Source organism: Helicobacter pylori (genome assembly GCF_001653475.1).
GTDB classification, from domain to species: domain Bacteria; phylum Campylobacterota; class Campylobacteria; order Campylobacterales; family Helicobacteraceae; genus Helicobacter; species Helicobacter pylori_CM.
Window position 1 is genome coordinate 1202798 of the sequence record NZ_CP011487.1, and the last position, 22995, is coordinate 1225792.

Genomic DNA, 22995 nt, shown 5'->3' on the forward strand with positions numbered 1-22995 from the left:
TTATGCGATGGATAAATTTTATTTTTTATTCTGCCATGCTTTTATGGGCTCATCTTCCCAAGTGCCATAAAGAGAGTTGGGTAAAATGATCCATTCAGTGCCAAATTTTTGAGCGTTTTGCAAGACTTTAGCTCGTTGTTCTTGGCTGTTTTTAGCGTCTTTGGCAAAAATAGCGTCAAAATCATGCAAAGTATCGCCCACTTGTAAAACAATCGCATAATCCTTAGCGACTAACTCTCGCCTAACGGCTTTAGGCTTGCCTTTTTCTTTTAATAAAACGGATTCTTCACTCACTTGGGGGAGTTTAAAACTTTTGAGCGTCTTTAAAGTGAATGCCTTATTTTTTTGCGTGCGGTTAGAAATGTAAAAAATCTTAACGCCCTTAGAATTAGCGTATTCTAAAAAGTCTAGCGCTCCAGGAATGAGCGTAAGAGAGCCTTCTTTTTCAAATTTATCCCAAGTTTCTGGGGTGTATTTAATGCAATTTTTGATCAAATAGCCCGCATAATCAAAAGTGTTTAAAACGGTTTCATCTAAATCCAAGATGACGGCTGGCTTTTTGTCTTTAACGAGCTTGAGATTATTATCTAGTGCCATTTTCGCCATTTTGTAACTTTGCAATTGCAAGGCTCTAATCTCAGCGCTTTGCTGATGATACTTAGCGCTTCTTGTTATGGGCGAAACGCATTCTTTGGCATTTAAAACACTCATCAAACTCAATCCTAATAAAACTGATGCAAGGGTCTTTTTCATTATAACAACACCTACCTAATGGGGATTTTTTGTATTATACCTTAAAACAGATGATTAGGAGTATTTTTACCATTAACCGAATTGTTGTATAGTTAGCGTTTTTAATTCAGAATGAAGTGAGGAAACAATGAAAAAAGCGTTAATATCCACCCTTTTTGGTGTTAGTTTGGTGTTTGCAAAACCTTATACGATTGATAAGGCAAACTCTAGCGTGTGGTTTGAGGTTAAACATTTCAAATTCAATGAAACAAGAGGCGTGTTTGATAGTTTTGATGGCAAAATTGATGCCGATCCTAATACCAAAGCTCTCAATGTTCTTGAAGGCAAAATTGATATTAAAAGCATCAACACTAGGAACAAAAAAAGAGATGACCACCTAAGGACAGCAGAATTTTTTGATGCGCTAAAATACCCAAAAGGGAGCTTTAAAATGACAAAATACGAAGATGGTAAAATCCATGGGGATTTGACCCTTCATGGCGTAACCAAACCGGTCGTGTTGGAAGCAAAAATCCAAGCCCCCTTGCAAAACCCCATGAATAAAAAAGAATTCATGGTGCTACAAGCTGAAGGCAAAATCAACCGCAAGGATTTTGGCATCGGTAAAACATTTAGCGATGCTGTCGTTGGAGATGAGGTAAAGATTGAAATCAAACTAGAAGCTTACGCTCAATAAACTTTTTGCAAGAAACAATTTTTTGTTTCTTGTGGCTTTCTTTTCTAATAAGAGTCTTTATTCTGCCCGATATCTCAAAACATCACTTTAATAGCGTTTTTACACCAATCGCTTAAAAAATTGAACGCCTATTTTAAATATATTAGACGCTTTTTTATTTTTATGCTAAACTATTTGAGATTTCAACCGATATCACTTGATACAGAGATTAAGCCAATCATAAATAGTAAGGTTGATTCCATCTCGCTCTGTAATTAGGTTTGAAACCATGCATCTAAGATTGACTCCTATCTTGTAAGTGCCATACTGCAAGTTCCCATAATAAAAACTTCTAAAAATAAAAACCTACAGAGCGAGATGGAATTAACCTTTTTGTGATTACAAATGATAGCCAGTCTTAAACAACATAAAGGCAATACAAGCCTTGCAATATTATTAATCGCTATTCAAAATCACAGATATTTTAATACAGCGTTCAATTTTTGAAAGCAAGAAGCTTACTTACAAACCTTTTTAAAAACAAATTTTTATACCATATCACAAGCTTTCGTGTTAAAATGCGTTGAATTGACTTTAGGAGTGTAAAAATGCAAGTTTCACAATATCTGTATAAAAACGCGCGATCTATTTGGGGGGATTGTATTTCCCATCCGTTTGTTCAAGGCATAGGGCATGGGACTTTAGAAAGAGATAAATTTCGTTTTTATATTATTCAGGATTATTTGTTTCTTTTAGAATACGCTAAGGTGTTTGCTTTAGGCGTAGTTAAAGCTTATGATGAAGCGGTGATGAGAGAGTTTTCTAACGCTATACAAGATATTTTGAATAACGAGATGAGTATCCATAACCATTACATTAGAGAACTTCAAATCACTCAAATAGAATTGCAAAACACGCACCCCACTCTAGCTAATCAATCCTATACAAGCTACATGCTCGCTGAAGGGATTAAGGGCTCTATTAAAGAAGTTACGGTGGCTGTTCTGGCCTGTGGTTGGAGCTATTTAGTGATCGCGCAAAATTTAAGCCAAATCCCAAACGCTTTAGAACATGCCTTTTATGGGTATTGGATTAAGGGCTATAGCTCAAAAAAATTTCAAGCGTGTGTGTCGTGGAATATTAATTTGCTTGATTCCCTCACCCTCACTTCTTCAAAACAAGAAATTGAAAAATTAAAGGAGATTTTTATCGCTACAAGCAAATATGAATATCTGTTTTGGGATATGGCGTATCAAAAAAACTAATTCTCATTGATTTGTGCTACAATCAAAAGAAAGGGGTGCTTTTTAAAAACGCTCAAGTTTTTAAAAGGCTGAGATTAAACCCGTAGAACTTGTCAAGGTAATTCTTGCGTAAGGAAATAATATGTTGATAACCACCCAACTACCCAAACGATTTTACGCCACACTCATTCTCGCTTGCGTGTTTTTGATCACCACTAATATTCTTGTCAAAGGCTCGTTTATCAATCTTTTAGCAGGGCTTAGTGGGGTTTTATATGCGTTTTTTGCCGGAGAAAGGCAAACGATTTGCTTTGTGTTTGGTCTTGTTTATAATTTGAGTTACGCTTATGTCGCTTATCAGTGGAAATTAAACGCTGATGTGATTTTATGCCTTTTTTTGTATATGCCGGTAACGATTTATGGGCTATTTGCGTGGAAAAAGACAGAGCAGCATGAAGGCGCTATTAAAGCTCAAAAACTTTCCAAAAATTGGCGTTTGGCGCTCATTTTAGGCATAGGGGTTTTAACTTGCGTGAGTGCTTTGTTTTTTAAAGAGATTAAAACGAATTTTTTATGGGCAGAGAGTTTTAATTTCGTCATCTTTATTATTGCTTTTATTTTACAGGTTTTGCGTTATATGGAGAATTATGTGCTAGTAACTTTGGGGAATATCGTGTCTATTGTCGTGTGGTTTTGTATTTTCCAAATTTCTGCAGAAAGCTTGGTGCAACTCTTCACAACGATTCTATACCTTTTTATTGGTATGTATTATTTTAACCGCTGGAACAAGTCATGCAAGCAGTGATTTTAGCGAATGGGGAGTTTCCTAAATCTCAAAAATGCTTAGACATTTTAAAAAACGCTCCCTTTTTAATCGCATGCGATGGGGCTGTTATGGCATTGCATACACTCAAACTCAAACCCAGCGTTGTTATAGGTGATTTGGATAGCATTGATTCGTATTTGAAAGCCTTGTATAACCCTATATGCGTGAGCGAACAAAACAGCAACGATTTATCCAAAGCCTTTTTTTATGCTTTGAATAGGGGCTGTGATGATTTTATTTTTTTAGGATTGAATGGCAAGCGAGAAGACCACGCTTTAGCGAACACTTTTTTATTGTTGGAATATTTTAAATTTTGCAAAAAAATATGAATGGGTTTTTGCTAGGCAAGTTTTTTAGGAATTCATCATTTTTTAACGAAAACACTCCAAAGCGAATAAACCAACCAATCGCTCATATCGGCTAAAATCCAAAGCGGTTTAGTATAAAGGAATAACCAATATCTCGCATGTCTAAAACACAATCCATCTGATTCAATCTTCAGTAGTTTGGATTTCTTAAAATTATCAAACCAATTGGAAATCTCAATAAAAATGCAAGAAATACCGCTCAATTAAAGGGTGGGATAGAAGCCGGTGCGAGTTTTGAATTTATTTTAATTTTTTAAAAAATGGGGTTTTAGTTACTTTATTTTTGCAGTTTGGAGACTATCGCTTAACTAACGCCAAGCTCTTTTATATTTTGATTACAAAAAACGCTTTTTAGTATTTTTTAAATTTTATAATTGCTCAATAAAACAAGACCAAAGCTTTTAAGCGCTTCTTTTAAAAAGATAAAATCAAGGCGGTAATTACCAACCAAGACTAAAATCTTGGCTAGCAGTCCATCAAATTTCACACAAATTCAATGGTGGCTAGAGTGGAAGCGTCCCCTCTTCTAAAAGTGGTGCGTTGGATCCTGGTGTATCCGCCATTCCTTTGTGCGTATTTGGGCGCGATTTCGGTTACAAGCTTGTGAGTGGCTTCTTTGTTTTGCAAATAAGCAAAAACATAGCGGTGCGCGTTAAAATCGCCCACACGAGCCACTGTCGTTAATTTCTCAATGTAACTGCGCAATTCCTTAGCTTTATAAACCCCTGTCTCAATTTTGTTATGCTCAATCAAAGCGATCGCTAAATTCTTTAATAACGCCTTTCTGTGCGAGCTGGTTCTCCCAAGCTTGCGGTATCCGTGTTTGTGTCTCATCAGTCGTTACCTCCTTTATCTTCTAATTTTTCTAATCTTTTCTTTAAACTCTCTCTTTGTTCAGGGCTTAATTCTGTGCCTACCGGATAGCCCAAATCATTCAATTTTTCAGCGATTTCATCATAGGATTTTTTACCCATGTTTTTCACGCCTTTAAGCTCTTCTTCGCTCATCAACACGAGTTCGCCCACATACTTGATGCCGATTTTATCCAAGCAATTAAAACACCTAGCACTCAAATTCATGCTTTCAATCTTAGCACTCAGATCTTTAGCGTCATCTCTTTGGGCGTAGTCGCCTGAATACTCCGTATTAGCAATGGGTCTTTCACCAAAAACACCCAATTGCTTGCTCATCACTTTCACCGCTGATAAAAACGCTTTATAGGGGTCAATCTGCCCGTCTGTTTCAATATCAAAAATGATTTTTTCATAGTTGGGATCGCCCTCAACCAAAACATTTTCAATCTCATAAACGACATTTTTAATCGGCGTGAAAGAGCCGTCTAGCGGCATGTAGCCCTCAGGCATCAATTCCCTTGTGTTTTCGCTTGGGACATACCCCATTCCTTTATAGATAATGAGCGAAAAATTCAATTGAGCGTCTTCGTTGATTGTGGCTAGAGGCATTTCAGGATTGACGATTTCTATATGCTCAGAATTCAAATCCCTAGCCCTAAGCTCCATAGGCCCTTTAAAAGAATAATCCACCACAACCGATTGGTTTTCTAAAGAGCTATCTTGCCCCACTAACGCTTTGGCTATAAAACGGATATTCTTTAAATTCATGATAAAAAGCGACACATCTTCAGTAACCCCCCTTAATGAGTCAAACTCATGATGGACGCCTTCAATCTTTAAACCTATAGGAGCATACCCCACAGAGCTTAAAAGCAAGAGTCTTCTAATAGGGTGAGCGAGCGTAACAGCGTAACCAAACTCAAATGGAGCCAGAGAAATCTTAACCCGATTACCCTCTTTCTCTAGCACCTTAATTTCTGATGGGATCAAAGGTGCTGTTTTGATAACTTTCATGCTCTAACCCCTTACTTAGAATACAATTCTACAATGAGTCTTTCTTCAATAGGGATAACCACTTCTTCTCTTTCAGGGTAGCGGGTGAAGATTCCATATTTTTTATCTTTTTCCACATCAATCCATGGCACAATCCCTGTTTGAGCTGTCAATTCCATCGCACGCACCACTTGAGGGTTGCTCTTGGTTTTTTCTTTGATCTCAATTTTTTGCCCTGAACGCACGAAATAAGAGGGAATATCCAAACGCTTACCATCCACAAGCACATGCCCATGCGTTACTAATTGCCTAGCAGAGCTTCTAGTGGTCGCAAACCCCATGCGATAAACGACATTGTCCAATCTTCTTTCAATCAAGCGGATAAGGTTTTCACCCGTATTGCCGTCCAAGCGATTGGCTTCCACAAAAATACTCCTGAATTGCTTTTCAGAAATGCCATACATCATTTTAGCTTTTTGCTTTTCTTTCAATTGCAACCCGTAATCAGAAGTCTTAGCACGCCTTTGCCCATGCTGGCCTGGCCCATAAGCCCTTTTATCTAGTGCACTCTTCCCACTCAATCGCCTTTCACCTTTTAAGGCTAAAGAAACCCCAAAACGCCTTTCTAGTCTTTCTACTGCGTCTCTATACCTTGCCATAAAGCCTCCTTACACTCTTCTTCTTTTAGGGGGTCTGCAACCATTGTGAGGGAGCGGGGTGATGTCTTTAATCCAAAGCACTTTAACGCCCTCTGTCGCGCCCACGCTCTTAATAGCGGTCTCACGCCCACTACCTGGTCCTTGAACCTTAATGCCCACTTCTTTAACGCCATGCTCTTTAGCCTTGCTTAGAGCGCTTTCTACAGCTTGTTGGGCCGCATAAGGGGTGGATTTTTTAGAGCCTTTAAACCCTAAACCGCCCGCCGTGCTCCAGCAAATCACATTACCCATTTCATCAGTGATAGTGATGTTGGTATTATTAAAGGTCGCTGAAATATAAACAACCCCTCTAGCGATATTCTTTTTGACTACTTTCTTTTTAGCCGCTACATTTCTCTTAGCCATTAAATCATCATCTCCTTATTTGCTACTTGCTACCCACGGTTTTTTTCTTACCCTTACGAGTCCTAGCGTTATTTTTAGTGGTTTGGCCTCTCACAGGAAGACCCTTACGATGCCTAATCCCACGATAATTCCCTAAGTCCATTAAAGATTTAATATCCATTTGAACTTTTTTACGCAAATCGCCCTCTACCAGGTAGCTTTGTTGGATTTTTTTAGCGATACTAGACACTTCATCTTCGCTCAATTCATGCACGCGCTTGTCAAAAGAAATGCCTACTGCTTCTAAAATCTCTCTGGAACTCTTAAGCCCAATCCCATAAATATAAGTAAGGGCATACTCTACTCTCTTCTTTTTTGGTAAATCTACACCAGCAATCCTTGCCATGCTTTATCCTTGTCTTTGTTTGTGTTTAGGGGTAGTGCAGATCACTCTAATAACGCCCCTTCTTTTAATAATTTTGCACTTATCGCACATCTTTTTCACTGATGGCCTGACTTTCATGATTTTTCTCCTTTGAAAAAATTAGGCACTACTAAAAACTTTTATACTAACATATTTTCATTGAAATAACCCTTAAATTCATTTATATCTAAAAGTTATCCGACCCTTGTCTAAGCTATAGGGTGTAAGCTCTAGCTTGACCCTATCGCCTAAAGCAATCCTAATATAGTGCATGCGCATCTTTCCAGAAATACGGCACAACACCACATGCTTATTGTCTAATTCCACCTTAAAAGTAGCGTTAGGCAACGCCTCAATCACTTTCCCATCCACTTCTATAACATCATCTCTTGCCATTAATGCTCCGTAAGAATCACTGCCTTATTACCAATTATGGCGATAGTATGCTCATGGTGGCTTGTGTTAAGCCCGTCCACTGAAACCACGCTCCACTTATCCGCTAGTATTTTAGGCTCGCCCTGTTTTTGACACACCATAGGCTCTAAGCAAAATACCATGCCCTCTTTGATTTTAGGACCGCTATTAGGTTTGACGCCTTTTTCTAGGTAGTTAGGGATTTCTGGCTCTTCATGGGGTTTTTTACCAATGCCATGCCCGCAAAATCCCTTTAAAGGCACAAAGCCCCTTTCCACAATAGCACCCTCTAAAATCTGACTCAACTCCTTAAAATGCATGCCCACTTTAATTGAACTAATGGCATGCATCAAACTCTCTTTAGAGCAAGCGAGCAATTTTTCATCTTGTAGGCTTATCGTGCCTATAGGAAGCGTGAGAGCTGAATCGCCATAATAGCCATCCACCTCCACCCCCAAATCCAAGCCTATAATATCCCCTTCTTGTAAAATATAATCCGTAGGAATGCCATGAATAACCACTTCATTTAAGGACATGCACACAGAGTTGGGGAATCCATACAACCCCTTAAAAGCAGGTCTGGCATGAGAGGATTTGATAAAATCTTCAGCCATTTTATCCAGCTCTAAAAGTGAAACCCCAGGCCTTACTTCTCGCTCTAAAAGGGCTAACGCTTGAGCGGTTAATTCCCCGGCTTTTCTTAGAGCTTTGATTTCTTTTGGGCTTTTAATAGAGATTGCCATTAAAAGCCTACCGCACTTAAAGTTTTATACTTGCTCATATAAATTTGCGCTTCAATCTTTTTCATGGTATCAATAGCGACTTGAACCACAATCAGCACCGCCGTGCCTCCAAAGTAAAAAGGCACGCCCATAGCCTTAACCAAAATCCAAGGCACGGTAGAAATGAGTGCTAAATACAATGAACCCCACAAAGTGAGCTTGCTCGCTACAGAATTTAAAAACGATGAAGTCCCCTCTCCAGGCCTAAGCCCTGGAATATACCCGCCATTACGCCTTAAATTATCCGCAATATCCTTAGAATTGAACACGATAGAGGAATAAAAGTAAGCAAAAAAGATAATGAGTAGGAACATCAAAATATTATACGCATACCCTTGCGGGCTTAAAAAATCCGCAATCGCTTGCAAGGTTTTGTTGCTTGTGGCTTGCTGTAAAATCGTAGAAGGAAACACGAGCAAAGCTGAAGCGAAAATAGGGGGGATCACCCCACTTAAATTCAACTTAATAGGAATGTAATTCATGATGCGCTTGTTCTGGTTTTGCATCACCACTTTACGCGCGTAAGAAATAGGGATCCTGCGCTCAGCCAATTCCACATAGATAATCGCAAAAATAGTCGCTAGAACAATCAGCACAATACCAATGAGCATTAAGATATTGATCACACCCGTATTGACCAAGTTGAATGTGCCTGAAATAGCCGATGGGATCCCTGAAACAATCCCGGCAAAAATAATGAGACTGATCCCATTCCCCACGCCTCTTTGCGTGATTTGCTCCCCTATCCACATGAGCAGCATCGTCCCTGTAAGCATGGAAAACGCTGAAACGATCATAAAGACTTGCATATCAATCATGATCGCTCCATTAGCTCCTCCGCTAATGCTCCTTAACCCCACTGAAACGCTCACCGCTTGGATTAGAGTGATTAAAATAGTCAAATAGCGCACAATTTGCATGTATTTTTGCATGCCGTCTCGCTCTTTTTTCATTTTAGCCAGGTTGGGGAAAGTCGCGCTCAAAAGCTCCATGATAATTGAAGAAGTGATATAGGGCATGATACCCAAAGAGATGATGCTCAAGCGAGAAACCGCATTCCCGCTAAACATGTTAAACAACCCTAAAGCGTTGTTGGAATTGCTGTCAAAAAAAGCCTTGATCGCTGCTAAATCTACGCCAGGAATGGGGATATAAGCTAAGACTCTGTAGAGAAATAAAAAACCCAAAGTGATGAGTATCTTACTAGCAATAGCTTTATTCATATTAACTTATTCCTCTCCAATCAAGCTGATACAATAAGGGCATTACTTCTGCCCGCTCGTTTTGATTCTCTCATCTTTAATTTTAGAAGCCAAGTTTTTAGCGTCTTTACCAATCAATTTCACGCCTTCAATATAAAGGGGGAAATGGTGCAAAGCACGCAAGCTTGAAAAAGTGATTTCTTCTAAATCCTTAATCGCTTCATTCTTTTCTACATTGATAGAATAGATATGAGAATCTTTAGTCCTAAAACCTATTTTAGGCAAACGGCGTTGTAAAGGTTGCTGACCCCCTTCAAAGCCTCTTTTAGCCTTATAGCCTGTCCTTGCAGTTTGGCCTTTACCGCCTCTTGTGGCAGTCTTTCCCATCCCGCTTCCTTGACCACGGCCCACTCGTTTGATTCTTTTAACGCTACCTTTAGCCGGTTTTAAATTTTCTAATCCCATCATCATATCCTTTTTAACTACGCCTTGATTTTCGCTAAAGCGTCAAAAGTCGCACGCACCACATTATAGGGGTTGTTGGAGCCTAAAGATTTGGTTAGAATATCCTTAATGCCTGCTAATTCCACGATAGGGCGCGTTGAACCCCCAGCAATCACTCCCGTTCCCTCACTGGCCGGTTTGAGTAAAATACGGCTTGCGTTATATTTATGCTCAATGTCATGAGCGATAGTCGTGCCTTTAATGGTTACATGAATCAGGTTTTTAAACGCATCATCTACCGCTTTTTTAATCGCATCAGGAACTTCTTTAGCCTTGCCTAAACCAAAGCCTACAAGCCCGTTTTTATTGCCCACAACCACTAAAGCGTTAAAACGAAACCGCCTACCGCCCTTAACCACTTTGGTTACACGACCAATATTCACAACGACTTCTTGAAACTCTTCCCTGTTAATCTCTTCCATACCTTTCCTTTCTGTCATAGAGCGATCCCATTCTCTCTCAAGCTTTCAGCAAACACTGCCACCACGCCATGATAGAGGTAACCATTCCTGTCATAAACCGCTCGCTCAATCCCTGCTTTTTTCAATTCTTCAGCAAAGAGAGCGCCTAATTTTTTAGCGTCTTCTTGCGTGTTTTTAAAGCCCATCTTCCTGCCGTCAATATGCGTTATGGTGCTTTGTTTAACATCATCAATCGCTTGCGCATAGAAATAGCGGTTGGAGCGGAAAACGCTCACCCTAGGCCTTAACGCATCGCCCAAGAGTTTGCTTTTAATCCTTAATTTCCTGCGATCTCTTAAGGCTTTCTTTTTATACAATGCTTTTGCGTTCATCACTTCACCTTATTTATTTTTTAGCTGTTTTACCAGCTTTTCTAATAATGACTTCATCGCTGTATTTCACGCCCTTGCCCTTGTATGGCTCTGGGGGTCTGAAGCTCCTGATTTCAGCGGCGACTTGCCCTACTTTTTGCTTATCGCTTCCCTTGATAGTGATCGTGTTTTTTTCCACCACCATTTCAATCCCCGCTGGAATAGGGTATTTCACCGGGTGGCTAAAACCCAAACTCAAATCCAAAGTTTTATTGCCCAAAGCCACCTTATAGCCCACGCCATTGACTTCTAAAGTCTTAGCAAAACCGGTGCTTAAGCCTATTACAATGTTGTTAGCTAACGCCCCATAAGTCCCCCAATAAGCCCTAGACTGCGCGTCTTCGCCCACAGGCTGGAAGCTCAATTGGTTGTTTTCAAGCGTGATTTTCACTCGGTTGTGAGTTTCTAACTCATGCTTTTCTTTGCTGTTTTTAAAAAGAAGCTTGCTCCCTTCAACGCTCGCTTGCACAGAGCTTGGAATTTCAATGATTCTTTTCCCAATTCTTGACATTTTCAATCCTTTACCAAATGCTGCAAAGCACTTCGCCACCGACATTTTGTCTGTAAGCTTCTTCGTTGGTGATCACCCCTTTAGAAGTGCTTACCACAATCACGCCATAGCCATTTTTAAAGCGCTTCAACTCGTTTTTTTGCTTATACACACGACGACCAGGCTTGCTTAAGCGCTTCACTTCGCTGATTTTTGAATGCCCTTTTTCATCATAAGCCAATTGCACATAAACCGATTGTTTCTTGTCTTTATCTTTGACATTGAAATCTTTAATGAAACCTTTTTCTTTAAAAATCTCTAAAATAGAAACCACGATCTTTGCATAATAAAGCTGTGTGAATTCTAATCGGCGCATAGAAGCGTTTCTCAAACGAGTTAATGAATCCGCAATTATATCATTTACCATATCTTATCCTTACCAACTAGCTTTTCTCAAGCCTGGGATGAGTCCCTCACTGCCCATTTTTCTTAGGCACACCCTACAAAGTCCAAAATCCCTATAAACCGAATGAGGTCTCCCGCAAATGCGGCATCTAGTATAGGCTCTTACTTGGAATTTTGGTTTCCTTTGAGCCTTTGCTATCATTGATTTTTTAGCCATATTAACCCCTTATCTCACTTTTGCAAAAGGCAATCCAAGCAATTCTAACAACTTGAACGCTTCTTTATCGTTGTCTGTAGAAGTTACCATAGTGATGTTCATGCCATGACTTACCATAACATCATCATAAACCACTTCCGGGAAAATCAACTGTTCATTGATTCCGAAGGTGTAATTCCCGCGCCCGTCAAAACCATTCCGTGAAATCCCTCTAAAGTCTTTCACTCTGGGTAGTGAAATCACAATCAGCTTTTCTAAGAAATTATACATGCGTTTATTCCTTAAGGTAACTTTCGCCCCTACCGCCATGCCTTCTCTAATCTTAAAGCCTGCAACGGATTTTTTCGCTTTAGTGATAACCGCTTTTTGCCCTGCAATCAAAGAAATCGTTTGCGCGATATTTTGCATGATTTTCATGTCTTTTGCATGAGCCCCAGCGCCCACGCTGATAACGATTTTTTCTAGCTTCGGTAAAAGCATGGGGTTTTTGATGTCTAATTCTTGAGCGAGTTTTACTCTCACTTCATTTTGATAAAATTGTTTCAAACCAAACATGTATCCAAACTCCTTAGGCTTTCTTTACATTGGAAATGTGCATGGGCTTTTCTTTATGGATAAAGCCCCCTTTAGGGTTATCATCAGTAGGTTTAATCGCTTTTTTCACCACTTTACACCCTTCAACAACCACTTGAGAAGTCTTAGGCAACACCGCTAAAACCTTAGCAACCTTACCCTTATCGTCTCCTGCAATGACTTTCACCATGTCATTTTTTTTGATTTCGCTTTTCATTATACAACCTCCGGCGCTAGAGAAATAATTTTCATGAAATTAGCGTAACGCACTTCTCGGCTCACTGGCCCAAAAATCCTTGTGCCAACAGGATCTTTTTTAGCGTCCAAAATCACTGCTGCATTGTCATCAAAACGCACCAAAGAACCATTTTTCCTTTGGATTTCTTTTTTCGTTCTCACCACAACGGCTTTGACCACTTGACCGCGCTTCACCTTACCATTAGGGATAGCTTTTTTCACGGAAGCCACGATCACGCTACCCACGCTCGCATAGCGTTTATGACTGCCTCCTAACACCTTAATGCACATGATTTCTTTAGCGCCACTATTGTCAGCGACATTCAATCTTGTAAAACTCTGTATCATGCTTATACTCCCACTACTAAAATTTCTTTAAGCGTGAAAGACTTGGTTTTAGAAAGCGGTCTGCATTCAATCGCGCTCACAAAATCCCCTACTTTCACCTGATTGTTTTCATCATGGATGGTGTATTTTTTGAATTTTTTAACAATCTTGCGGTATTTTTCATGCACCACTTTTCTTTCCACAAGAATCACAGCACTTTTTTCAGCAAACTTGCTGATAACCCTGCCTTGCACCAGCCTTTTATGCGGCTCTTTCGTATTCATTGCTTACCCTTTTTTACTTAACGCTAGAAGAATAATACGCATTAATGGCCGTGTTAATGCGAGCGATATTTCTTCTGGCTTTCTTAATCTCGTTAGGATTACTCAATTGCATAGCCTTTAACTTAACGCGCAACTCAAAAAGCTCCGCTTTTTTAGCATGCAACAACTCTTCTAATTCCTTGATACTTTTATCTTTCAATTCAGTATATTTCATTTTCGCTCTCACAAGTTACAATTTTGGTTTTAAAAGGAAGTTTGCTCTGAGCTAATGCTAAAGCTTCTCTCGCTAGTCCTTCTTCAATGCCTAGCATTTCATAAACGATTCTGCCCGGCTTGATATTCATCACCCATTTTTCCACAGAGCCTTTACCTTTACCCATCCTGGTTTCTAAAGGTTTAGCGGTCAAAGGCTTATCAGGAAACACTCTAATCCACACCTTACCCGCTCTTTTAATGTGTCTTGTCATGGCCACCCTTGCGGATTCAATCTGGCGTGAATCAATCCTCCCATGCTCTATGGCTTTAATCGCAATATCCCCAAACGCAATAGAGTTACCACGATGGGCTTTCCCACGATTGCGCCCTTTCATTTGCTTTCTGTATTTTGTTCTTTTTGGCATTAACATGATTATTGCCTCCCTCTTCTGCTTCTTCTAGGCTCTCTTTCTTCTTTAGCCTCTTCTTTTTTCTCAAATTGGATGCCTTTTTGCAAAACTTCCCCTTTGAAAATCCACACTTTCACGCCAATAATACCATATACCGTCATCGCTTCAGCAAAGCCATAATCAATCTTAGCCCTTAAGGTGTGTAAAGGCACGCGCCCTTCCATATACCATTCGGTGCGAGCGATTTCAGCCCCTGCTAAACGGCCAGAAACGCGCACCTTGATCCCTTTAGCGCCGGATTTTAACGCCGCTTGCATGACCTTTTTCATCGCGCGGCGGAAAGCGACCCTTTTTTCTAGCTGGGTGGCTACATTTTCTGCGGCTAATTGGGCGTCAGCTTGGGGGCGTTTGACTTCTTTGATATTAATGGAGACTTCTTTTTTGATGAGCGTTTTTAAGCCTTCTTTGACTTTTTCAATATCCACGCCTTTTTTACCAATGATAAGCCCTGGGCGAGCCGCTACGACCGTAACGCGCAGTTTTTTAGCCGCTCTTTCAATCACAATCTCGCTCACGCCGGCATAATAAAGCTCTTTTTTAAGGAATTTCCTAATCTTATTGTCTTCATCAATATTGCTTGGAGCGGTGCGAGCGTTAGGGAACCATCTGGAAGTCCAATTCCTATTAATACCTAATCTTAAACCTACCGGATTAACTTTTTGTCCCATTCCCTACTTACCTTCTGCTTGATTTTTTTTATGGCTTTTAGAAGATTTCATTTCTTTCCCTTCTGCTACTTCTACGAATACATGAGATGTTGGCTTTCTGATGGCTGTGGCTCTGCCTTTAGCTCTTGGAATGGAGCGCCTAAGCACAGGACCAGCATCCACTCTGCAAGAAACAATCAGAGCGCTCTTGGCGTCTAAAGAGCCGTTAGCGACTGCAGAAGCAACCACTTTTGAAAGCACTCTAGCCGCTTTATTAGGCGTAAATTCCAAACTAGCGATCGCTAGTTCAGCGTTCATGCCTTGAATCTGTCTTGCAATCAATCTGGCTTTAGTAGGAGATAACCGCACAAATCTTAATAACGCTTTACTCATTCTACCCCCTTACTTGCCAATCTTTTTTTGGACACTGCCTTTGTGCCCTTTAAAAGTTCTTGTAGGAGCGAATTCCCCTAACTTATAACCCACATGGTTTTCTGTGATATACACAGGGACAAAAACCCTTCCGTTATGCACATTGTAAGTAAAACCAATCATTTCAGGCAAAATGGTGCTTCTTCTAGACCATGTTTTAATCGGGCGGTTATCCTTACCCTCTTTTGCCTTGAGCGTTTTTTTCATCAAGTGGTCGTCTATAAAAGGACCCTTTTTAATTGACCTAGACATTCTTTAACCCTTTATTTATGTTTCTTTCTGGAAATGATGAGCTTGTCGCTAGCTTTTTTCTTTCTAGTTTTATAGCCCTTAGCTGGAGTACCCCAAGGCGATACAGGATGACCGCTTGTCCCTGTTTTACCCTCACCCCCACCATGCGGGTGATCCACTGGGTTCATAGCGCTTCCACGAGTTTGTGGGCGAATACCTCTGTGGCGGTTACGCCCTGCCTTACCGATAGAGATATTGATAAAATCCTCATTCCCTACCACGCCAATACTCGCCATGCATTCGCTTAAGATGTAGCGCATTTCAGAACTTGGCATCCTAAGAATGGTGTATTTATTTTCTCTACCCATGATTTGAGCGCTCATCCCAGCGCTTCTGGCTAATTGCCCGCCAGCCCCTGGATGCATTTCAATATTATGCACCACCGTTCCTATAGGGATATTTTTTAACTTCATCGCAAAGCCCGCTTTAATATCCAAACCGCCTTCAGCAGCGATAACGCTATCGCCTACTTTCAAACCGCTTGGCTGTAAAATGTAGCGTTTATCCCCATCAGGATAGATTACAAGAGCGATGCGCGCATTTCTGTAAGGATCATACTCAATCGCAGCCACTTTCCCTTCAATATTGTATTTGTTGCGTTTGAAATCAATAATGCGATAGAGTTTTTTAGCCCCTCTCTCTTTGTGGCGGCTAGTGATACGCCCGTTATTGTTTCTCCCTGCTGTTGCTTTAAGCTTAGTGAGTAAGCCTTTGACACTGCTTTTTGCGGTAATGTCTTTAGAGTCCAACACCGACATGAAGCGTCTGCTTGGGGTGTAGGGCTTATAAGTTTTAATCGCCATAACGCTTTCTCCTTTCTACGCACCAAGGGCGGCAATGCTAGCGCCCTCTGGAACTTTCACATAAAATTTCTTAAACGACTTTCTTTGTCCAAGCTTCCCTCTAAAGCGTTTCACTTTACCCTCTTGTTTCAAAGAATTGATTTTCAAAGGCTCAAAGCCAAAGTAAGTTTTAAACACTTCTTTGAGCTGGTTTTTAGTTACATTTTGAGCCGTTTGGACCACTAAAACACCTTTTTCTTGCAATCCTAATGACTTTTCAGTGTAAAGAATTGACTTTATATCCATGATGTCTGCCATTTTTTACTCCTCTGTCTTATCTTGCACCACATGCTGAAACGCTGCTTCTTCCATCACCACAGAGCTAAACGCCGCTAAAAGATAAGCGTTTAACTCGCTCGTATCAATAATGAGGCATTTTTTAAGGTTACTAAAAGCTAACTCGGTGTATTCGTCCATGTTCATGCACACAAACAAAGTGTCTCGTTGCTCTAAAGCTTGGAACATTTGGTTGGCTTCTTTAGTCAAATGCTTTCTTTTATTGTCTTCAACCACGCCTTTTATAGCGATTTTTTCCACCACAAAAAGCTTGTTCGCTTGCGCTTTTTCTTCTAAAGCGTATTCTAAAGCCAAGCGTTTTTGTTTTTTATTGATTTTAAGGTTGTAGTTGCGCTTATTCGTAGCCCCATGAGAGACACCCCCACCCACAAATACAGGCGAAGTGATGCTCCCTGCTCTGGCTCTTCCGCCCCCTTTTTGCGCCCAAGGCTTCCTACCGCCCCCACTCACTTCAGCACGGTTTTTACTTTTAGCGGTATTAGCGCGCGCAGAAGATAAATAATGTTTCACATAAAGATAGAGGTTATGGCTGTTGATACCCTCATATCTTTTAGGTAACTCCACGCTACCCTTTTCTTTCAAATGGCTGTCTAAAACGATGGCCTTACTCATATCAAACCCTTTATATTTTATATTCAATGTATGGTTTTATACCGCTCTAATGCGTCCATAAGCCCCAGAAAAGCCGGCCACTGAACCCTTTAGCACTAACACCATACTTTCTTTATCAAAAGAGAGCACCTCGTTTTGGCAAGTAACTAGCTCATTGCCATAATGCCCTGCCATTTTCCTACCCTTTTGCACTCTTCCTGGCCATTCTCTGTTACCAATAGAACCAGGGCGGCGGTGGAAACGGCTCCCATGAGCGGCAGGCCCGCCTTGGAAATTCCAACGCTTCATCACCCCCGCAAAGCCTCTCCCTTTAGTTTTAAAGCTCGCTTTAACCCTTTTAAGCGTTTCTAAAGCGCTCAAATCCAAATCGCCCAACTCTTGTTGCTGGGAAGCTTTTAAGGTAGCGAAATGGTTAAACTCTTTACTGAGTTGGTATTTCTTTTGCTGGCCTTCAATCGCCTTATTGTGTTTTTTATGCATCGCATAGGCCACTAAAGCTTTCCCGTTTTCTAGCTGGCACACTTTCGCTTGCAAGACTTTAAGCAAGGTTACAGGCGTGCTGTTAGCGTCAATAGTGCGGCTCATGCCTATCTTTTGAACTAAAAATTCCATATCTAACCCTTATTTTATGATCTCAATGCGTTAGGACTACTTCGTTTCCATAGAAGTTACTTCTACATCCACTTCAGGAGCTAAATCCAACTTCATCAAGCTATCCACGGTTTCTGGGGTGGCCGAGATAATATCAATCAATCGGCTATAAACCCTAATCTCAAACTGCTCTCTTGAATCCTTATTGACATGCGGGGAGCGTAAAACGGTGTAACGCTTATTCTTAGTCGGTAAAGGGATAGGCCCTCTAATTTCAGAACCTGAGCGCTTTACGGCTTCCACGATAGCCACAACAGAGCGATCCAACACTCTATGGTCATAAGCTTTGAGCTTCAACCTGATTTTTTCCATAAACTCTCCTAAAAGAACTCGTCTCATCCGTTACTAAAAACAGAATAAAACAATAAAATAAAAACTGAAATACTACTCAAAATGCGCCACTTAGTCAATAACTTTTGCTATTTTTAGGGCTTTTTAGAGATTTTTACTTCCTTTTTATAAGGAAATATAAAAAAAGGCGCTACGATTGTCTTATTCAATCTCATTTGAAAGGAAGTTCCATGCCCCTTTCTTGCTTGCACCCTTTTGGGCCTTTTGAAACCCCTAAAGAGCCGACTTTAAACAACCCGCTTTTAAACTCAAGCGATAAAATCTGTCTTTTAGGGCCGATGAAATCCGGTAAAACCACTTTCGCCCTCAAACTAGCGAAGGGTTTTAAAAACCCTGTGTATATCAATTACAATGACATGCGTTTGAACAAAAACATTCTGAGCTCATGGCTTTTAAAATGGCATTTAGAAAAGAAAATGGATTTACTCATTTTAGATCATATTGATCGCTTGGATTTCAGCCTGCCTAAGCTTCCTAAAGTCGTTCTCATCCCTAATTATTTAAGCCCCATAACAACGCCCGATTGCAGCTTGAGCTATGCGTTAGGGTTGGATTTTAAAGAATATACTAGCTTTTTCAAACCCAACACCCCTAAAAACACTCTGTTTAACCGCTTTTTAAGAGACGGCAACGCTTTAGATTCGCTTTTTGCAGAAAACGAGCAAGAAAAAATCCTAAAAAAACAAGAAAATATTAAATTAATTTTTCAAGCTTACGCCCCCTTAATGGCTAAAATCTGCTCGTATCAGTCTAAGTTTGTGAGCGCTTTTTATCTTTATACGCAACTCAAAAAAGAACTTAAGATCTCTAAAGACACCCTTTATAAATTTTTACACGCGCTAGAAAAACAACGCATCATTTTTTTAGTCCCTAGTTTTGAAAATAATAAAAATAAATTGTATCTGTGCGATTTTGCCTTACCTTATAGCCTGACTCCTAGCCCCTCGCTTTTAAATGTTTTTGAAAACATGGTTTTTTTAGAGCTTTACAAGCAATTCCCAAACCATGAGCTTTACTCCCATGATAATGGGATTTTTATCTTGCAAAAAAATTCTACAAACAAGCTCGCTCTCATCGCCCATGCTTTCCCCACGCCCCATTTTTTAGAAAAACAGCTTCTATGGTGCCATAAACATGGGTTTTTAAAAATTGTAATCGTTTCTATCAATGCCCCCATTTTAGCAACTCATACCCCCTACAAACACCTTAATTTCATTGATTTTTCTTTGGATATTCAATCTATTTTGGTATAATAATTATTATGTATTTATGTATTTATGTATTTATGTATTTATGTATTTATGTATTTATGTATTTATGTATTTATGTATTTATAATTATTATTCAAATTTTTAAATGATTATTATATATTTTTATTTTTTCTTAAGCTAACACACTATAAGCTGTCCTAGTATTTCGCTTTTTTGGGAAATACCACCTACCCCAAAAGCGTAGGGCGTTTTTAATATTCTTTTATAGAAAGGAAGTTGTAATGAACGCATTGAAAAGATTAAGTTTCTGCACCTTGTTATCCCTAGGTCTCCTCGCTCAAACAGCGCATACTAATAGTTTGAAAGACACGATTAACTATCCTAATTGGCTTAAAATCAATCTTTTTAACGACAAGAACCCGCTCAATCAATATGTAGGATCGGCTTCTATTTCCGGTAAAAGGAACGATTTTTATTCCAACTACATCCCCTATGATGACAAATTGCCCCCTGAAAAGAATGCTGAAAAAGTGGCTTTTTTAAGGGCTAAAATGAACGCTTATAGCGCTTTAGAGATTGTCTTATTGACCAAGAAAATACGAGAACGCATTTATAGGGAGTTTCAAGATAAAGACAAATTCGTCAACAATCTGTTTGGAATAGTTGATTTTTTAGCATCTAAATCCATTTTAGCTAAAAGGTTCGTGGATGCCATCAACCATCGTGTGTATGTCATGGTGCAATTCCCTTTCGTTCAGCCTGAAGATTTGATCGCTTACTTTAAAGCAAAACGCATCAACCTTTCTCCAACGAGCGCTAAAAAATTGAGCATGATTTTAAATAAAACGCTGTTTAATGATACGGATACTTAAGAAAATAAGTTGTTTTTAAGCGTGAAGCTACGCCGATGAAAGGGCGTAGTTCCTAGCTTGTTGATCGCTTCTATATGTTGTTTAGTCCCATACCCGCAATTCTTATCCCAACCGTATTCCTTAAACAAAGCGTGCAATTCTAGCATTTCTCTGTCCTTAAAGGCTTTCGCTAAAACAGACGCCATAGCGATTTGAGCGACTTTTTCATCGCCCTTGATGATGGTTTGTATATTGAGGTATTGTTTATTCAAGCCAAACGCCGTGTTGCCGTCTATTTTTATCCCGTTGGCTAAAGAGCAATCCTTTTCTAAAATTTCTTGCACAGCGAGCTTCAAACACACCCCTAAGCCTAAGTTATCAATCTCATTTGCGCTTTTTTGAACCACGCAAAATCCCACCTCATCATGCGTTTTGATTTTATCTTCTAAGAAAAAGCGCTTTTTTGGGCTGAGCTTCTTGCTGTCTTTTAAGCCCATGCTCAAAAACTCTGCCGCTGTTTTTTCACTGCACACCACCCCAGCCACAAAAAGCGAACCGGCCAAACACCCCCTCCCTGCTTCATCAATGCCTAAAGTCATTGATACGCAACCAAACCGGTATTCCTACTCATGCACTCCATGCGTTATCCTGTTTTCTCTCAGCTTCTTAATAAACTCTGTTAATCCTTTTTCAAAGTTTTTCACGCTTTTTCTGTCGCTTGGCGATGAGGGATGAGTGGCTTTTTCAGGATTCATCTCATGTGCCCAGGTTTTCAAGCCTTAGGCCCGATCATCTTTTCAGGCACCACGAATTTGTCAAAATCCTCAGCACTTAGGAGTTTCAATTCCACCGCGCTTTCTTTTAAAGAAATGCCTTTTTTGTGGGCGTTTTTAGCGATTTTAGCGGCGTTTTCATAGCCCACATGCGGGTTTAGGGCGGTTACTAGCATTAAAGAATGGTGCAAATAATAATCAATCTTTTCTCTATTAGGCTCAATACCAATCGCACAATGGGTATTAAAACTTTCCATGCTGTCGCTCAACAGCCTTAAACTTTGCAAGAAATTATAAATAATCACCGGTTTAAACACATTCAATTCAAAATTACCCTGACTGGCCGCAATGCCAATAGCGGTATCATTCCCCATCACTTGCACGGCCACCATTGTCATCGCTTCGCATTGCGTGGGATTGACTTTACCAGGCATAATAGAGCTACCCGGCTCGTTTTCAGGGATATTAAGCTCGCCCAAACCACAGCGCGGCCCGCTCGCAAGCCATCTAATATCGTTAGCGATTTTCATTAAATTCGCCGCTAAAGCCTTAAAAGCCCCATGCGCATAAGCGATAGCGTCATGGCTAGTGAGCGCGTGGAATTTATTGGGCGCTGAGATGAATTTGACCCCACTAAACTGGCTCAATTCTTCAGCCACTTTTTCGCTCAATTCTTTATGAGCGTTTAGCCCTGTGCCTACGGCAGTCCCTCCTATAGCTAATTCTCTTAAATGCTCCAAACTCTCTAAAATTTGTTGTTTAGAATGCTCTAGCATGCTCGCATACCCGCTAAATTCCTGCCCCAAAGTTAAAGGCGTAGCGTCTTGTAAATGCGTGCGCCCGATTTTGACAATCTCTTTAAATTGTTGGCTTTTGTCTTTAAAGGTCTTTAACAGATTCTCTAAACTGGGCAGTAACTTGCGCGTGATTTCTAGCACGCTCACAATGTGCATAGCGGTAGGGAAAGTGTCGTTGGAGCTTTGAGACATGTTCACATCATCGTTAGGGTGGATGAGTTTTTTCTCTCTAAAATTACCCCCTAAAATTTCTGTAGCCTTATTGGCAATGACTTCATTGAGATTCATATTCGTCTGAGTCCCGCTCCCTGTTTGCCATATCGCTAACGGGAATTCGCCGCACAGCTCGCCTTTTAAAATGCAATCGCACGCCTTGATAATGGCTTGGGATTTTTCTAGGCTTAATTTCCCTAACTTGTGGTTGACAACCGCCAGACTCCTTTTGAGTTTGGCAAACGCGCCAATGAGTTCTTTAGGCATTTTTTCGGTACCGATTTTAAAGTTTTCAAGACTGCGTTGCGTTTGAGCTCCCCAGTATTGGCTGTCATCCACTTGAATTTCGCCCATCGTGTCATGTTCAATTCTAAATTGCATACTAATCCTTTGAAATTTGATTTTAAAACCTTAAAAAAATAGCATAAACTCTTATACCTTCTACTTAAAAACCCTAATTTTTTTAAAAACAATTTCCACAATTTTTACACAAAAGAAAGTTATCATTCGTTCGCAACAAGAATTTTCTTGTCATCTCAATTTAAAGGTCAAAACGATGAAAAAGTTAGCCGCTTTATTTTTAATAAGCGCATTGGGGGTTATGAGTTTAAACGCATGGGAGCAAACCCTAAAAGCGAATGACTTGGAAGTGAAAATCAAATCCGTGGGTAACCCCATTAAAGGCGATAACACTTTCGTGCTTAGCCCCACTTTAAAAGGTAAAGCTTTGGAAAAAGCTATCGTTAGGGTGCAGTTTATGATGCCTGAAATGCCTGGCATGCCAGCGATGAAAGAAATGGCGCAAGTGAGTGAAAAAAACGGCATTTATGAAGCTAAAACCAATCTTTCTATGAACGGGACATGGCAGGTGAGGGTGGATATTAAATCTAAAGAGGGTCAGGTTTATCGCGCTAAAACAAGCCTGGATTTATAAG

38 protein-coding genes and 1 pseudogene are annotated in these 22995 nt (G+C 40.1%); 7 read left to right on the forward strand and 32 right to left on the reverse strand.

All coding sequences use genetic code 11. The annotated features are described in order from the left end of the window. Window positions 1-18: 18 nt before the first annotated feature. Window positions 19-756: a 5'-nucleotidase, lipoprotein e(P4) family gene (locus tag AA974_RS05785; protein ID WP_196207240.1), complete on the reverse strand. Its 738-nt coding sequence runs from the start codon at window positions 754-756 to the stop codon at window positions 19-21. Between the two features lie 124 nt (window positions 757-880). On the opposite strand from AA974_RS05785, the gene AA974_RS05790 reads away from it, so the two are divergent. The 4 genes and pseudogenes from AA974_RS05790 to AA974_RS05805 form a co-directional block, all read left to right on the forward strand. Then, on the forward strand, window positions 881-1429 hold the full coding sequence (locus tag AA974_RS05790; protein ID WP_064433787.1) for a YceI family protein: 549 nt from the start codon (window positions 881-883) through the stop codon (window positions 1427-1429). A 587-nt stretch (window positions 1430-2016) separates the two neighbouring features. Next, complete coding sequence (tenA, locus tag AA974_RS05795; protein ID WP_064433788.1) at window positions 2017-2673, forward strand: thiaminase II; 657 nt, start codon at window positions 2017-2019, stop codon at window positions 2671-2673. Between the two features lie 121 nt (window positions 2674-2794). Beyond that, window positions 2795-3457: a nicotinamide riboside transporter PnuC gene (gene pnuC / locus AA974_RS05800; RefSeq protein ID WP_064433789.1), complete on the forward strand. Its 663-nt coding sequence runs from the start codon at window positions 2795-2797 to the stop codon at window positions 3455-3457. Continuing rightward, window positions 3445-3804: pseudogene (locus AA974_RS05805) on the forward strand (thiamine diphosphokinase); the annotation flags it as partial. The gene pnuC and the pseudogene AA974_RS05805, both read left to right, overlap by 13 nt. Window positions 3805-4329: 525 nt before the next feature. On the opposite strand, the gene rplQ reads toward AA974_RS05805, so the two are convergent. The 29 genes from rplQ to rpsJ all read right to left on the reverse strand — a co-directional run bounded on the left by rplQ (window position 4330) and on the right by rpsJ (window position 18176). Next, window positions 4330-4680 carry a 50S ribosomal protein L17 gene (gene rplQ, locus AA974_RS05810; protein ID WP_064433790.1) on the reverse strand — a complete coding sequence of 117 codons (351 nt, stop codon included), beginning with the start codon at window positions 4678-4680 and terminating at the stop codon, window positions 4330-4332. Then, entirely contained in the window at window positions 4680-5714 is a 1035-nt protein-coding gene (locus tag AA974_RS05815; protein ID WP_033619516.1) for a DNA-directed RNA polymerase subunit alpha, read from the reverse strand. Before AA974_RS05815 ends, rplQ begins: the two co-directional genes overlap by 1 nt. Window positions 5715-5725: 11 nt before the next feature. After that, complete coding sequence (gene rpsD / locus AA974_RS05820; RefSeq protein WP_064433791.1) at window positions 5726-6352, reverse strand: 30S ribosomal protein S4; 627 nt, start codon at window positions 6350-6352, stop codon at window positions 5726-5728. Between the two features lie 9 nt (window positions 6353-6361). Then, window positions 6362-6757, reverse strand: a complete 396-nt coding sequence (gene rpsK, locus AA974_RS05825) for a 30S ribosomal protein S11 (protein WP_001129277.1) — start codon at window positions 6755-6757, stop codon at window positions 6362-6364. Between the two features lie 22 nt (window positions 6758-6779). Next, the gene (gene rpsM, locus AA974_RS05830; RefSeq protein ID WP_000090809.1) at window positions 6780-7142 is read right to left on the reverse strand and encodes a 30S ribosomal protein S13; all 363 of its coding nucleotides are present in this window, start codon (window positions 7140-7142) and stop codon (window positions 6780-6782) included. Between the two features lie 3 nt (window positions 7143-7145). Then, window positions 7146-7259, reverse strand: a complete 114-nt coding sequence (gene rpmJ, locus AA974_RS05835) for a 50S ribosomal protein L36 (RefSeq protein WP_000868340.1) — start codon at window positions 7257-7259, stop codon at window positions 7146-7148. Between the two features lie 78 nt (window positions 7260-7337). Next, window positions 7338-7556 (reverse strand): translation initiation factor IF-1, encoded by a 219-nt coding sequence (infA, locus tag AA974_RS05840; RefSeq protein WP_000090248.1) that lies wholly within the window; start codon window positions 7554-7556, stop codon window positions 7338-7340. Beyond that, a complete protein-coding gene (map, locus tag AA974_RS05845; RefSeq protein WP_064433792.1) occupies window positions 7556-8317 on the reverse strand; it encodes a type I methionyl aminopeptidase in 762 nt (253 codons plus the stop codon). The genes infA and map overlap by 1 nt, the downstream gene beginning before the upstream one ends. Beyond that, window positions 8317-9579: a preprotein translocase subunit SecY gene (secY, locus tag AA974_RS05850; RefSeq protein WP_001030183.1), complete on the reverse strand. Its 1263-nt coding sequence runs from the start codon at window positions 9577-9579 to the stop codon at window positions 8317-8319. The genes map and secY overlap by 1 nt, the downstream gene beginning before the upstream one ends. A 42-nt stretch (window positions 9580-9621) precedes the next feature. Further along, window positions 9622-10023 (reverse strand): 50S ribosomal protein L15, encoded by a 402-nt coding sequence (rplO, locus tag AA974_RS05855; protein ID WP_064433793.1) that lies wholly within the window; start codon window positions 10021-10023, stop codon window positions 9622-9624. Between the two features lie 17 nt (window positions 10024-10040). Next, on the reverse strand, window positions 10041-10484 hold the full coding sequence (gene rpsE / locus AA974_RS05860; protein WP_001860543.1) for a 30S ribosomal protein S5: 444 nt from the start codon (window positions 10482-10484) through the stop codon (window positions 10041-10043). 14 nt (window positions 10485-10498) lie between these two features. Continuing rightward, window positions 10499-10855: a 50S ribosomal protein L18 gene (gene rplR, locus AA974_RS05865; protein WP_000991854.1), complete on the reverse strand. Its 357-nt coding sequence runs from the start codon at window positions 10853-10855 to the stop codon at window positions 10499-10501. Between the two features lie 13 nt (window positions 10856-10868). Next, window positions 10869-11405 carry a 50S ribosomal protein L6 gene (gene rplF / locus AA974_RS05870; protein ID WP_000086585.1) on the reverse strand — a complete coding sequence of 179 codons (537 nt, stop codon included), beginning with the start codon at window positions 11403-11405 and terminating at the stop codon, window positions 10869-10871. 10 nt (window positions 11406-11415) lie between these two features. Then, the gene (rpsH, locus tag AA974_RS05875; protein WP_000245805.1) at window positions 11416-11811 is read right to left on the reverse strand and encodes a 30S ribosomal protein S8; all 396 of its coding nucleotides are present in this window, start codon (window positions 11809-11811) and stop codon (window positions 11416-11418) included. Between the two features lie 9 nt (window positions 11812-11820). Beyond that, entirely contained in the window at window positions 11821-12006 is a 186-nt protein-coding gene (locus AA974_RS05880) for a type Z 30S ribosomal protein S14 (protein ID WP_001085694.1), read from the reverse strand. Between the two features lie 9 nt (window positions 12007-12015). Next, on the reverse strand, window positions 12016-12561 hold the full coding sequence (gene rplE, locus AA974_RS05885; RefSeq protein WP_064433794.1) for a 50S ribosomal protein L5: 546 nt from the start codon (window positions 12559-12561) through the stop codon (window positions 12016-12018). A 13-nt stretch (window positions 12562-12574) separates the two neighbouring features. Next, window positions 12575-12796 carry a 50S ribosomal protein L24 gene (rplX, locus tag AA974_RS05890; RefSeq protein ID WP_000834238.1) on the reverse strand — a complete coding sequence of 74 codons (222 nt, stop codon included), beginning with the start codon at window positions 12794-12796 and terminating at the stop codon, window positions 12575-12577. Beyond that, window positions 12796-13164, reverse strand: coding sequence for a 50S ribosomal protein L14 (gene rplN, locus AA974_RS05895; RefSeq protein ID WP_000616110.1), 369 nt, complete (start codon window positions 13162-13164; stop codon window positions 12796-12798). Before rplN ends, rplX begins: the two co-directional genes overlap by 1 nt. A 2-nt stretch (window positions 13165-13166) precedes the next feature. After that, window positions 13167-13427, reverse strand: coding sequence for a 30S ribosomal protein S17 (gene rpsQ, locus AA974_RS05900; protein WP_001092747.1), 261 nt, complete (start codon window positions 13425-13427; stop codon window positions 13167-13169). Window positions 13428-13440: 13 nt separating this feature from the next. Beyond that, window positions 13441-13641, reverse strand: a complete 201-nt coding sequence (gene rpmC / locus AA974_RS05905) for a 50S ribosomal protein L29 (RefSeq protein WP_064433795.1) — start codon at window positions 13639-13641, stop codon at window positions 13441-13443. Then, window positions 13628-14053 (reverse strand): 50S ribosomal protein L16, encoded by a 426-nt coding sequence (gene rplP, locus AA974_RS05910; protein ID WP_000928961.1) that lies wholly within the window; start codon window positions 14051-14053, stop codon window positions 13628-13630. The genes rpmC and rplP overlap by 14 nt, the downstream gene beginning before the upstream one ends. A 2-nt stretch (window positions 14054-14055) precedes the next feature. Next, entirely contained in the window at window positions 14056-14760 is a 705-nt protein-coding gene (gene rpsC / locus AA974_RS05915) for a 30S ribosomal protein S3 (RefSeq protein WP_064433796.1), read from the reverse strand. 3 nt (window positions 14761-14763) lie between these two features. Then, a complete protein-coding gene (gene rplV, locus AA974_RS05920; protein ID WP_000030375.1) occupies window positions 14764-15132 on the reverse strand; it encodes a 50S ribosomal protein L22 in 369 nt (122 codons plus the stop codon). A gap of 9 nt (window positions 15133-15141) precedes the next feature. After that, window positions 15142-15423, reverse strand: coding sequence for a 30S ribosomal protein S19 (gene rpsS, locus AA974_RS05925; protein ID WP_000091385.1), 282 nt, complete (start codon window positions 15421-15423; stop codon window positions 15142-15144). Window positions 15424-15434: 11 nt separating this feature from the next. Continuing rightward, on the reverse strand, window positions 15435-16265 hold the full coding sequence (rplB, locus tag AA974_RS05930) for a 50S ribosomal protein L2 (protein WP_064433797.1): 831 nt from the start codon (window positions 16263-16265) through the stop codon (window positions 15435-15437). 15 nt (window positions 16266-16280) lie between these two features. Then, entirely contained in the window at window positions 16281-16562 is a 282-nt protein-coding gene (locus tag AA974_RS05935; protein WP_000763613.1) for a 50S ribosomal protein L23, read from the reverse strand. 3 nt (window positions 16563-16565) lie between these two features. Continuing rightward, window positions 16566-17213, reverse strand: coding sequence for a 50S ribosomal protein L4 (rplD, locus tag AA974_RS05940; protein ID WP_064433798.1), 648 nt, complete (start codon window positions 17211-17213; stop codon window positions 16566-16568). Between the two features lie 36 nt (window positions 17214-17249). After that, on the reverse strand, window positions 17250-17825 hold the full coding sequence (gene rplC, locus AA974_RS05945) for a 50S ribosomal protein L3 (protein ID WP_000395323.1): 576 nt from the start codon (window positions 17823-17825) through the stop codon (window positions 17250-17252). A 36-nt stretch (window positions 17826-17861) separates the two neighbouring features. Next, entirely contained in the window at window positions 17862-18176 is a 315-nt protein-coding gene (gene rpsJ, locus AA974_RS05950) for a 30S ribosomal protein S10 (RefSeq protein ID WP_000411561.1), read from the reverse strand. A 209-nt stretch (window positions 18177-18385) separates the two neighbouring features. On the opposite strand from rpsJ, the gene AA974_RS05955 reads away from it, so the two are divergent. Together AA974_RS05955 and AA974_RS05960 are read left to right on the forward strand one after the other, a co-directional pair. Beyond that, entirely contained in the window at window positions 18386-19468 is a 1083-nt protein-coding gene (locus AA974_RS05955) for an ATP-binding protein (protein ID WP_064433799.1), read from the forward strand. A 239-nt stretch (window positions 19469-19707) separates the two neighbouring features. Continuing rightward, on the forward strand, window positions 19708-20298 hold the full coding sequence (locus AA974_RS05960) for a hypothetical protein (protein ID WP_064433800.1): 591 nt from the start codon (window positions 19708-19710) through the stop codon (window positions 20296-20298). Here AA974_RS05960 and AA974_RS05965 read toward each other — a convergent pair. Both AA974_RS05965 and fumC read right to left on the reverse strand, forming a co-directional pair. Next, window positions 20295-20876 (reverse strand): ribonuclease HII, encoded by a 582-nt coding sequence (locus tag AA974_RS05965; protein WP_064433801.1) that lies wholly within the window; start codon window positions 20874-20876, stop codon window positions 20295-20297. The genes AA974_RS05960 and AA974_RS05965 overlap by 4 nt on opposite strands. 173 nt (window positions 20877-21049) lie before the next feature. After that, window positions 21050-22441, reverse strand: coding sequence for a class II fumarate hydratase (fumC, locus tag AA974_RS05975; RefSeq protein WP_064433802.1), 1392 nt, complete (start codon window positions 22439-22441; stop codon window positions 21050-21052). A 175-nt stretch (window positions 22442-22616) separates the two neighbouring features. On the opposite strand from fumC, the gene crdA reads away from it, so the two are divergent. Next, window positions 22617-22994 carry a copper resistance determinant CrdA gene (gene crdA / locus AA974_RS05980; RefSeq protein ID WP_000731571.1) on the forward strand — a complete coding sequence of 126 codons (378 nt, stop codon included), beginning with the start codon at window positions 22617-22619 and terminating at the stop codon, window positions 22992-22994. Window position 22995: the final 1 nt, after the last annotated feature.

What these genes read in the sequence shown, in the direction of transcription:
- AA974_RS05790 (WP_064433787.1), top strand. Translation starts at nt 881, where the DNA reads ATGAAAAAAGCGTTAATATCCACCCTTTTTGGTGTTAGTTTGGTGTTT.
- tenA (WP_064433788.1), top strand. Translation starts at nt 2,017, where the DNA reads ATGCAAGTTTCACAATATCTGTATAAAAACGCGCGATCTATTTGGGGG.
- pnuC (WP_064433789.1), top strand. Translation starts at nt 2,795, where the DNA reads ATGTTGATAACCACCCAACTACCCAAACGATTTTACGCCACACTCATT.
- rplQ (WP_064433790.1), bottom strand. Translation starts at nt 4,680, where the DNA reads ATGAGACACAAACACGGATACCGCAAGCTTGGGAGAACCAGCTCGCAC.
- AA974_RS05815 (WP_033619516.1), bottom strand. Translation starts at nt 5,714, where the DNA reads ATGAAAGTTATCAAAACAGCACCTTTGATCCCATCAGAAATTAAGGTG.
- rpsD (WP_064433791.1), bottom strand. Translation starts at nt 6,352, where the DNA reads ATGGCAAGGTATAGAGACGCAGTAGAAAGACTAGAAAGGCGTTTTGGG.
- rpsK (WP_001129277.1), bottom strand. Translation starts at nt 6,757, where the DNA reads ATGGCTAAGAGAAATGTAGCGGCTAAAAAGAAAGTAGTCAAAAAGAAT.
- rpsM (WP_000090809.1), bottom strand. Translation starts at nt 7,142, where the DNA reads ATGGCAAGGATTGCTGGTGTAGATTTACCAAAAAAGAAGAGAGTAGAG.
- rpmJ (WP_000868340.1), bottom strand. Translation starts at nt 7,259, where the DNA reads ATGAAAGTCAGGCCATCAGTGAAAAAGATGTGCGATAAGTGCAAAATT.
- infA (WP_000090248.1), bottom strand. Translation starts at nt 7,556, where the DNA reads ATGGCAAGAGATGATGTTATAGAAGTGGATGGGAAAGTGATTGAGGCG.
- map (WP_064433792.1), bottom strand. Translation starts at nt 8,317, where the DNA reads ATGGCAATCTCTATTAAAAGCCCAAAAGAAATCAAAGCTCTAAGAAAA.
- secY (WP_001030183.1), bottom strand. Translation starts at nt 9,579, where the DNA reads ATGAATAAAGCTATTGCTAGTAAGATACTCATCACTTTGGGTTTTTTA.
- rplO (WP_064433793.1), bottom strand. Translation starts at nt 10,023, where the DNA reads ATGGGATTAGAAAATTTAAAACCGGCTAAAGGTAGCGTTAAAAGAATC.
- rpsE (WP_001860543.1), bottom strand. Translation starts at nt 10,484, where the DNA reads ATGGAAGAGATTAACAGGGAAGAGTTTCAAGAAGTCGTTGTGAATATT.
- rplR (WP_000991854.1), bottom strand. Translation starts at nt 10,855, where the DNA reads ATGAACGCAAAAGCATTGTATAAAAAGAAAGCCTTAAGAGATCGCAGG.
- rplF (WP_000086585.1), bottom strand. Translation starts at nt 11,405, where the DNA reads ATGTCAAGAATTGGGAAAAGAATCATTGAAATTCCAAGCTCTGTGCAA.
- rpsH (WP_000245805.1), bottom strand. Translation starts at nt 11,811, where the DNA reads ATGGTAAATGATATAATTGCGGATTCATTAACTCGTTTGAGAAACGCT.
- AA974_RS05880 (WP_001085694.1), bottom strand. Translation starts at nt 12,006, where the DNA reads ATGGCTAAAAAATCAATGATAGCAAAGGCTCAAAGGAAACCAAAATTC.
- rplE (WP_064433794.1), bottom strand. Translation starts at nt 12,561, where the DNA reads ATGTTTGGTTTGAAACAATTTTATCAAAATGAAGTGAGAGTAAAACTC.
- rplX (WP_000834238.1), bottom strand. Translation starts at nt 12,796, where the DNA reads ATGAAAAGCGAAATCAAAAAAAATGACATGGTGAAAGTCATTGCAGGA.
- rplN (WP_000616110.1), bottom strand. Translation starts at nt 13,164, where the DNA reads ATGATACAGAGTTTTACAAGATTGAATGTCGCTGACAATAGTGGCGCT.
- rpsQ (WP_001092747.1), bottom strand. Translation starts at nt 13,427, where the DNA reads ATGAATACGAAAGAGCCGCATAAAAGGCTGGTGCAAGGCAGGGTTATC.
- rpmC (WP_064433795.1), bottom strand. Translation starts at nt 13,641, where the DNA reads ATGAAATATACTGAATTGAAAGATAAAAGTATCAAGGAATTAGAAGAG.
- rplP (WP_000928961.1), bottom strand. Translation starts at nt 14,053, where the DNA reads ATGTTAATGCCAAAAAGAACAAAATACAGAAAGCAAATGAAAGGGCGC.
- rpsC (WP_064433796.1), bottom strand. Translation starts at nt 14,760, where the DNA reads ATGGGACAAAAAGTTAATCCGGTAGGTTTAAGATTAGGTATTAATAGG.
- rplV (WP_000030375.1), bottom strand. Translation starts at nt 15,132, where the DNA reads ATGAGTAAAGCGTTATTAAGATTTGTGCGGTTATCTCCTACTAAAGCC.
- rpsS (WP_000091385.1), bottom strand. Translation starts at nt 15,423, where the DNA reads ATGTCTAGGTCAATTAAAAAGGGTCCTTTTATAGACGACCACTTGATG.
- rplB (WP_064433797.1), bottom strand. Translation starts at nt 16,265, where the DNA reads ATGGCGATTAAAACTTATAAGCCCTACACCCCAAGCAGACGCTTCATG.
- AA974_RS05935 (WP_000763613.1), bottom strand. Translation starts at nt 16,562, where the DNA reads ATGGCAGACATCATGGATATAAAGTCAATTCTTTACACTGAAAAGTCA.
- rplD (WP_064433798.1), bottom strand. Translation starts at nt 17,213, where the DNA reads ATGAGTAAGGCCATCGTTTTAGACAGCCATTTGAAAGAAAAGGGTAGC.
- rplC (WP_000395323.1), bottom strand. Translation starts at nt 17,825, where the DNA reads ATGGAATTTTTAGTTCAAAAGATAGGCATGAGCCGCACTATTGACGCT.
- rpsJ (WP_000411561.1), bottom strand. Translation starts at nt 18,176, where the DNA reads ATGGAAAAAATCAGGTTGAAGCTCAAAGCTTATGACCATAGAGTGTTG.
- AA974_RS05955 (WP_064433799.1), top strand. Translation starts at nt 18,386, where the DNA reads ATGCCCCTTTCTTGCTTGCACCCTTTTGGGCCTTTTGAAACCCCTAAA.
- AA974_RS05960 (WP_064433800.1), top strand. Translation starts at nt 19,708, where the DNA reads ATGAACGCATTGAAAAGATTAAGTTTCTGCACCTTGTTATCCCTAGGT.
- AA974_RS05965 (WP_064433801.1), bottom strand. Translation starts at nt 20,876, where the DNA reads ATGACTTTAGGCATTGATGAAGCAGGGAGGGGGTGTTTGGCCGGTTCG.
- fumC (WP_064433802.1), bottom strand. Translation starts at nt 22,441, where the DNA reads ATGCAATTTAGAATTGAACATGACACGATGGGCGAAATTCAAGTGGAT.
- crdA (WP_000731571.1), top strand. Translation starts at nt 22,617, where the DNA reads ATGAAAAAGTTAGCCGCTTTATTTTTAATAAGCGCATTGGGGGTTATG.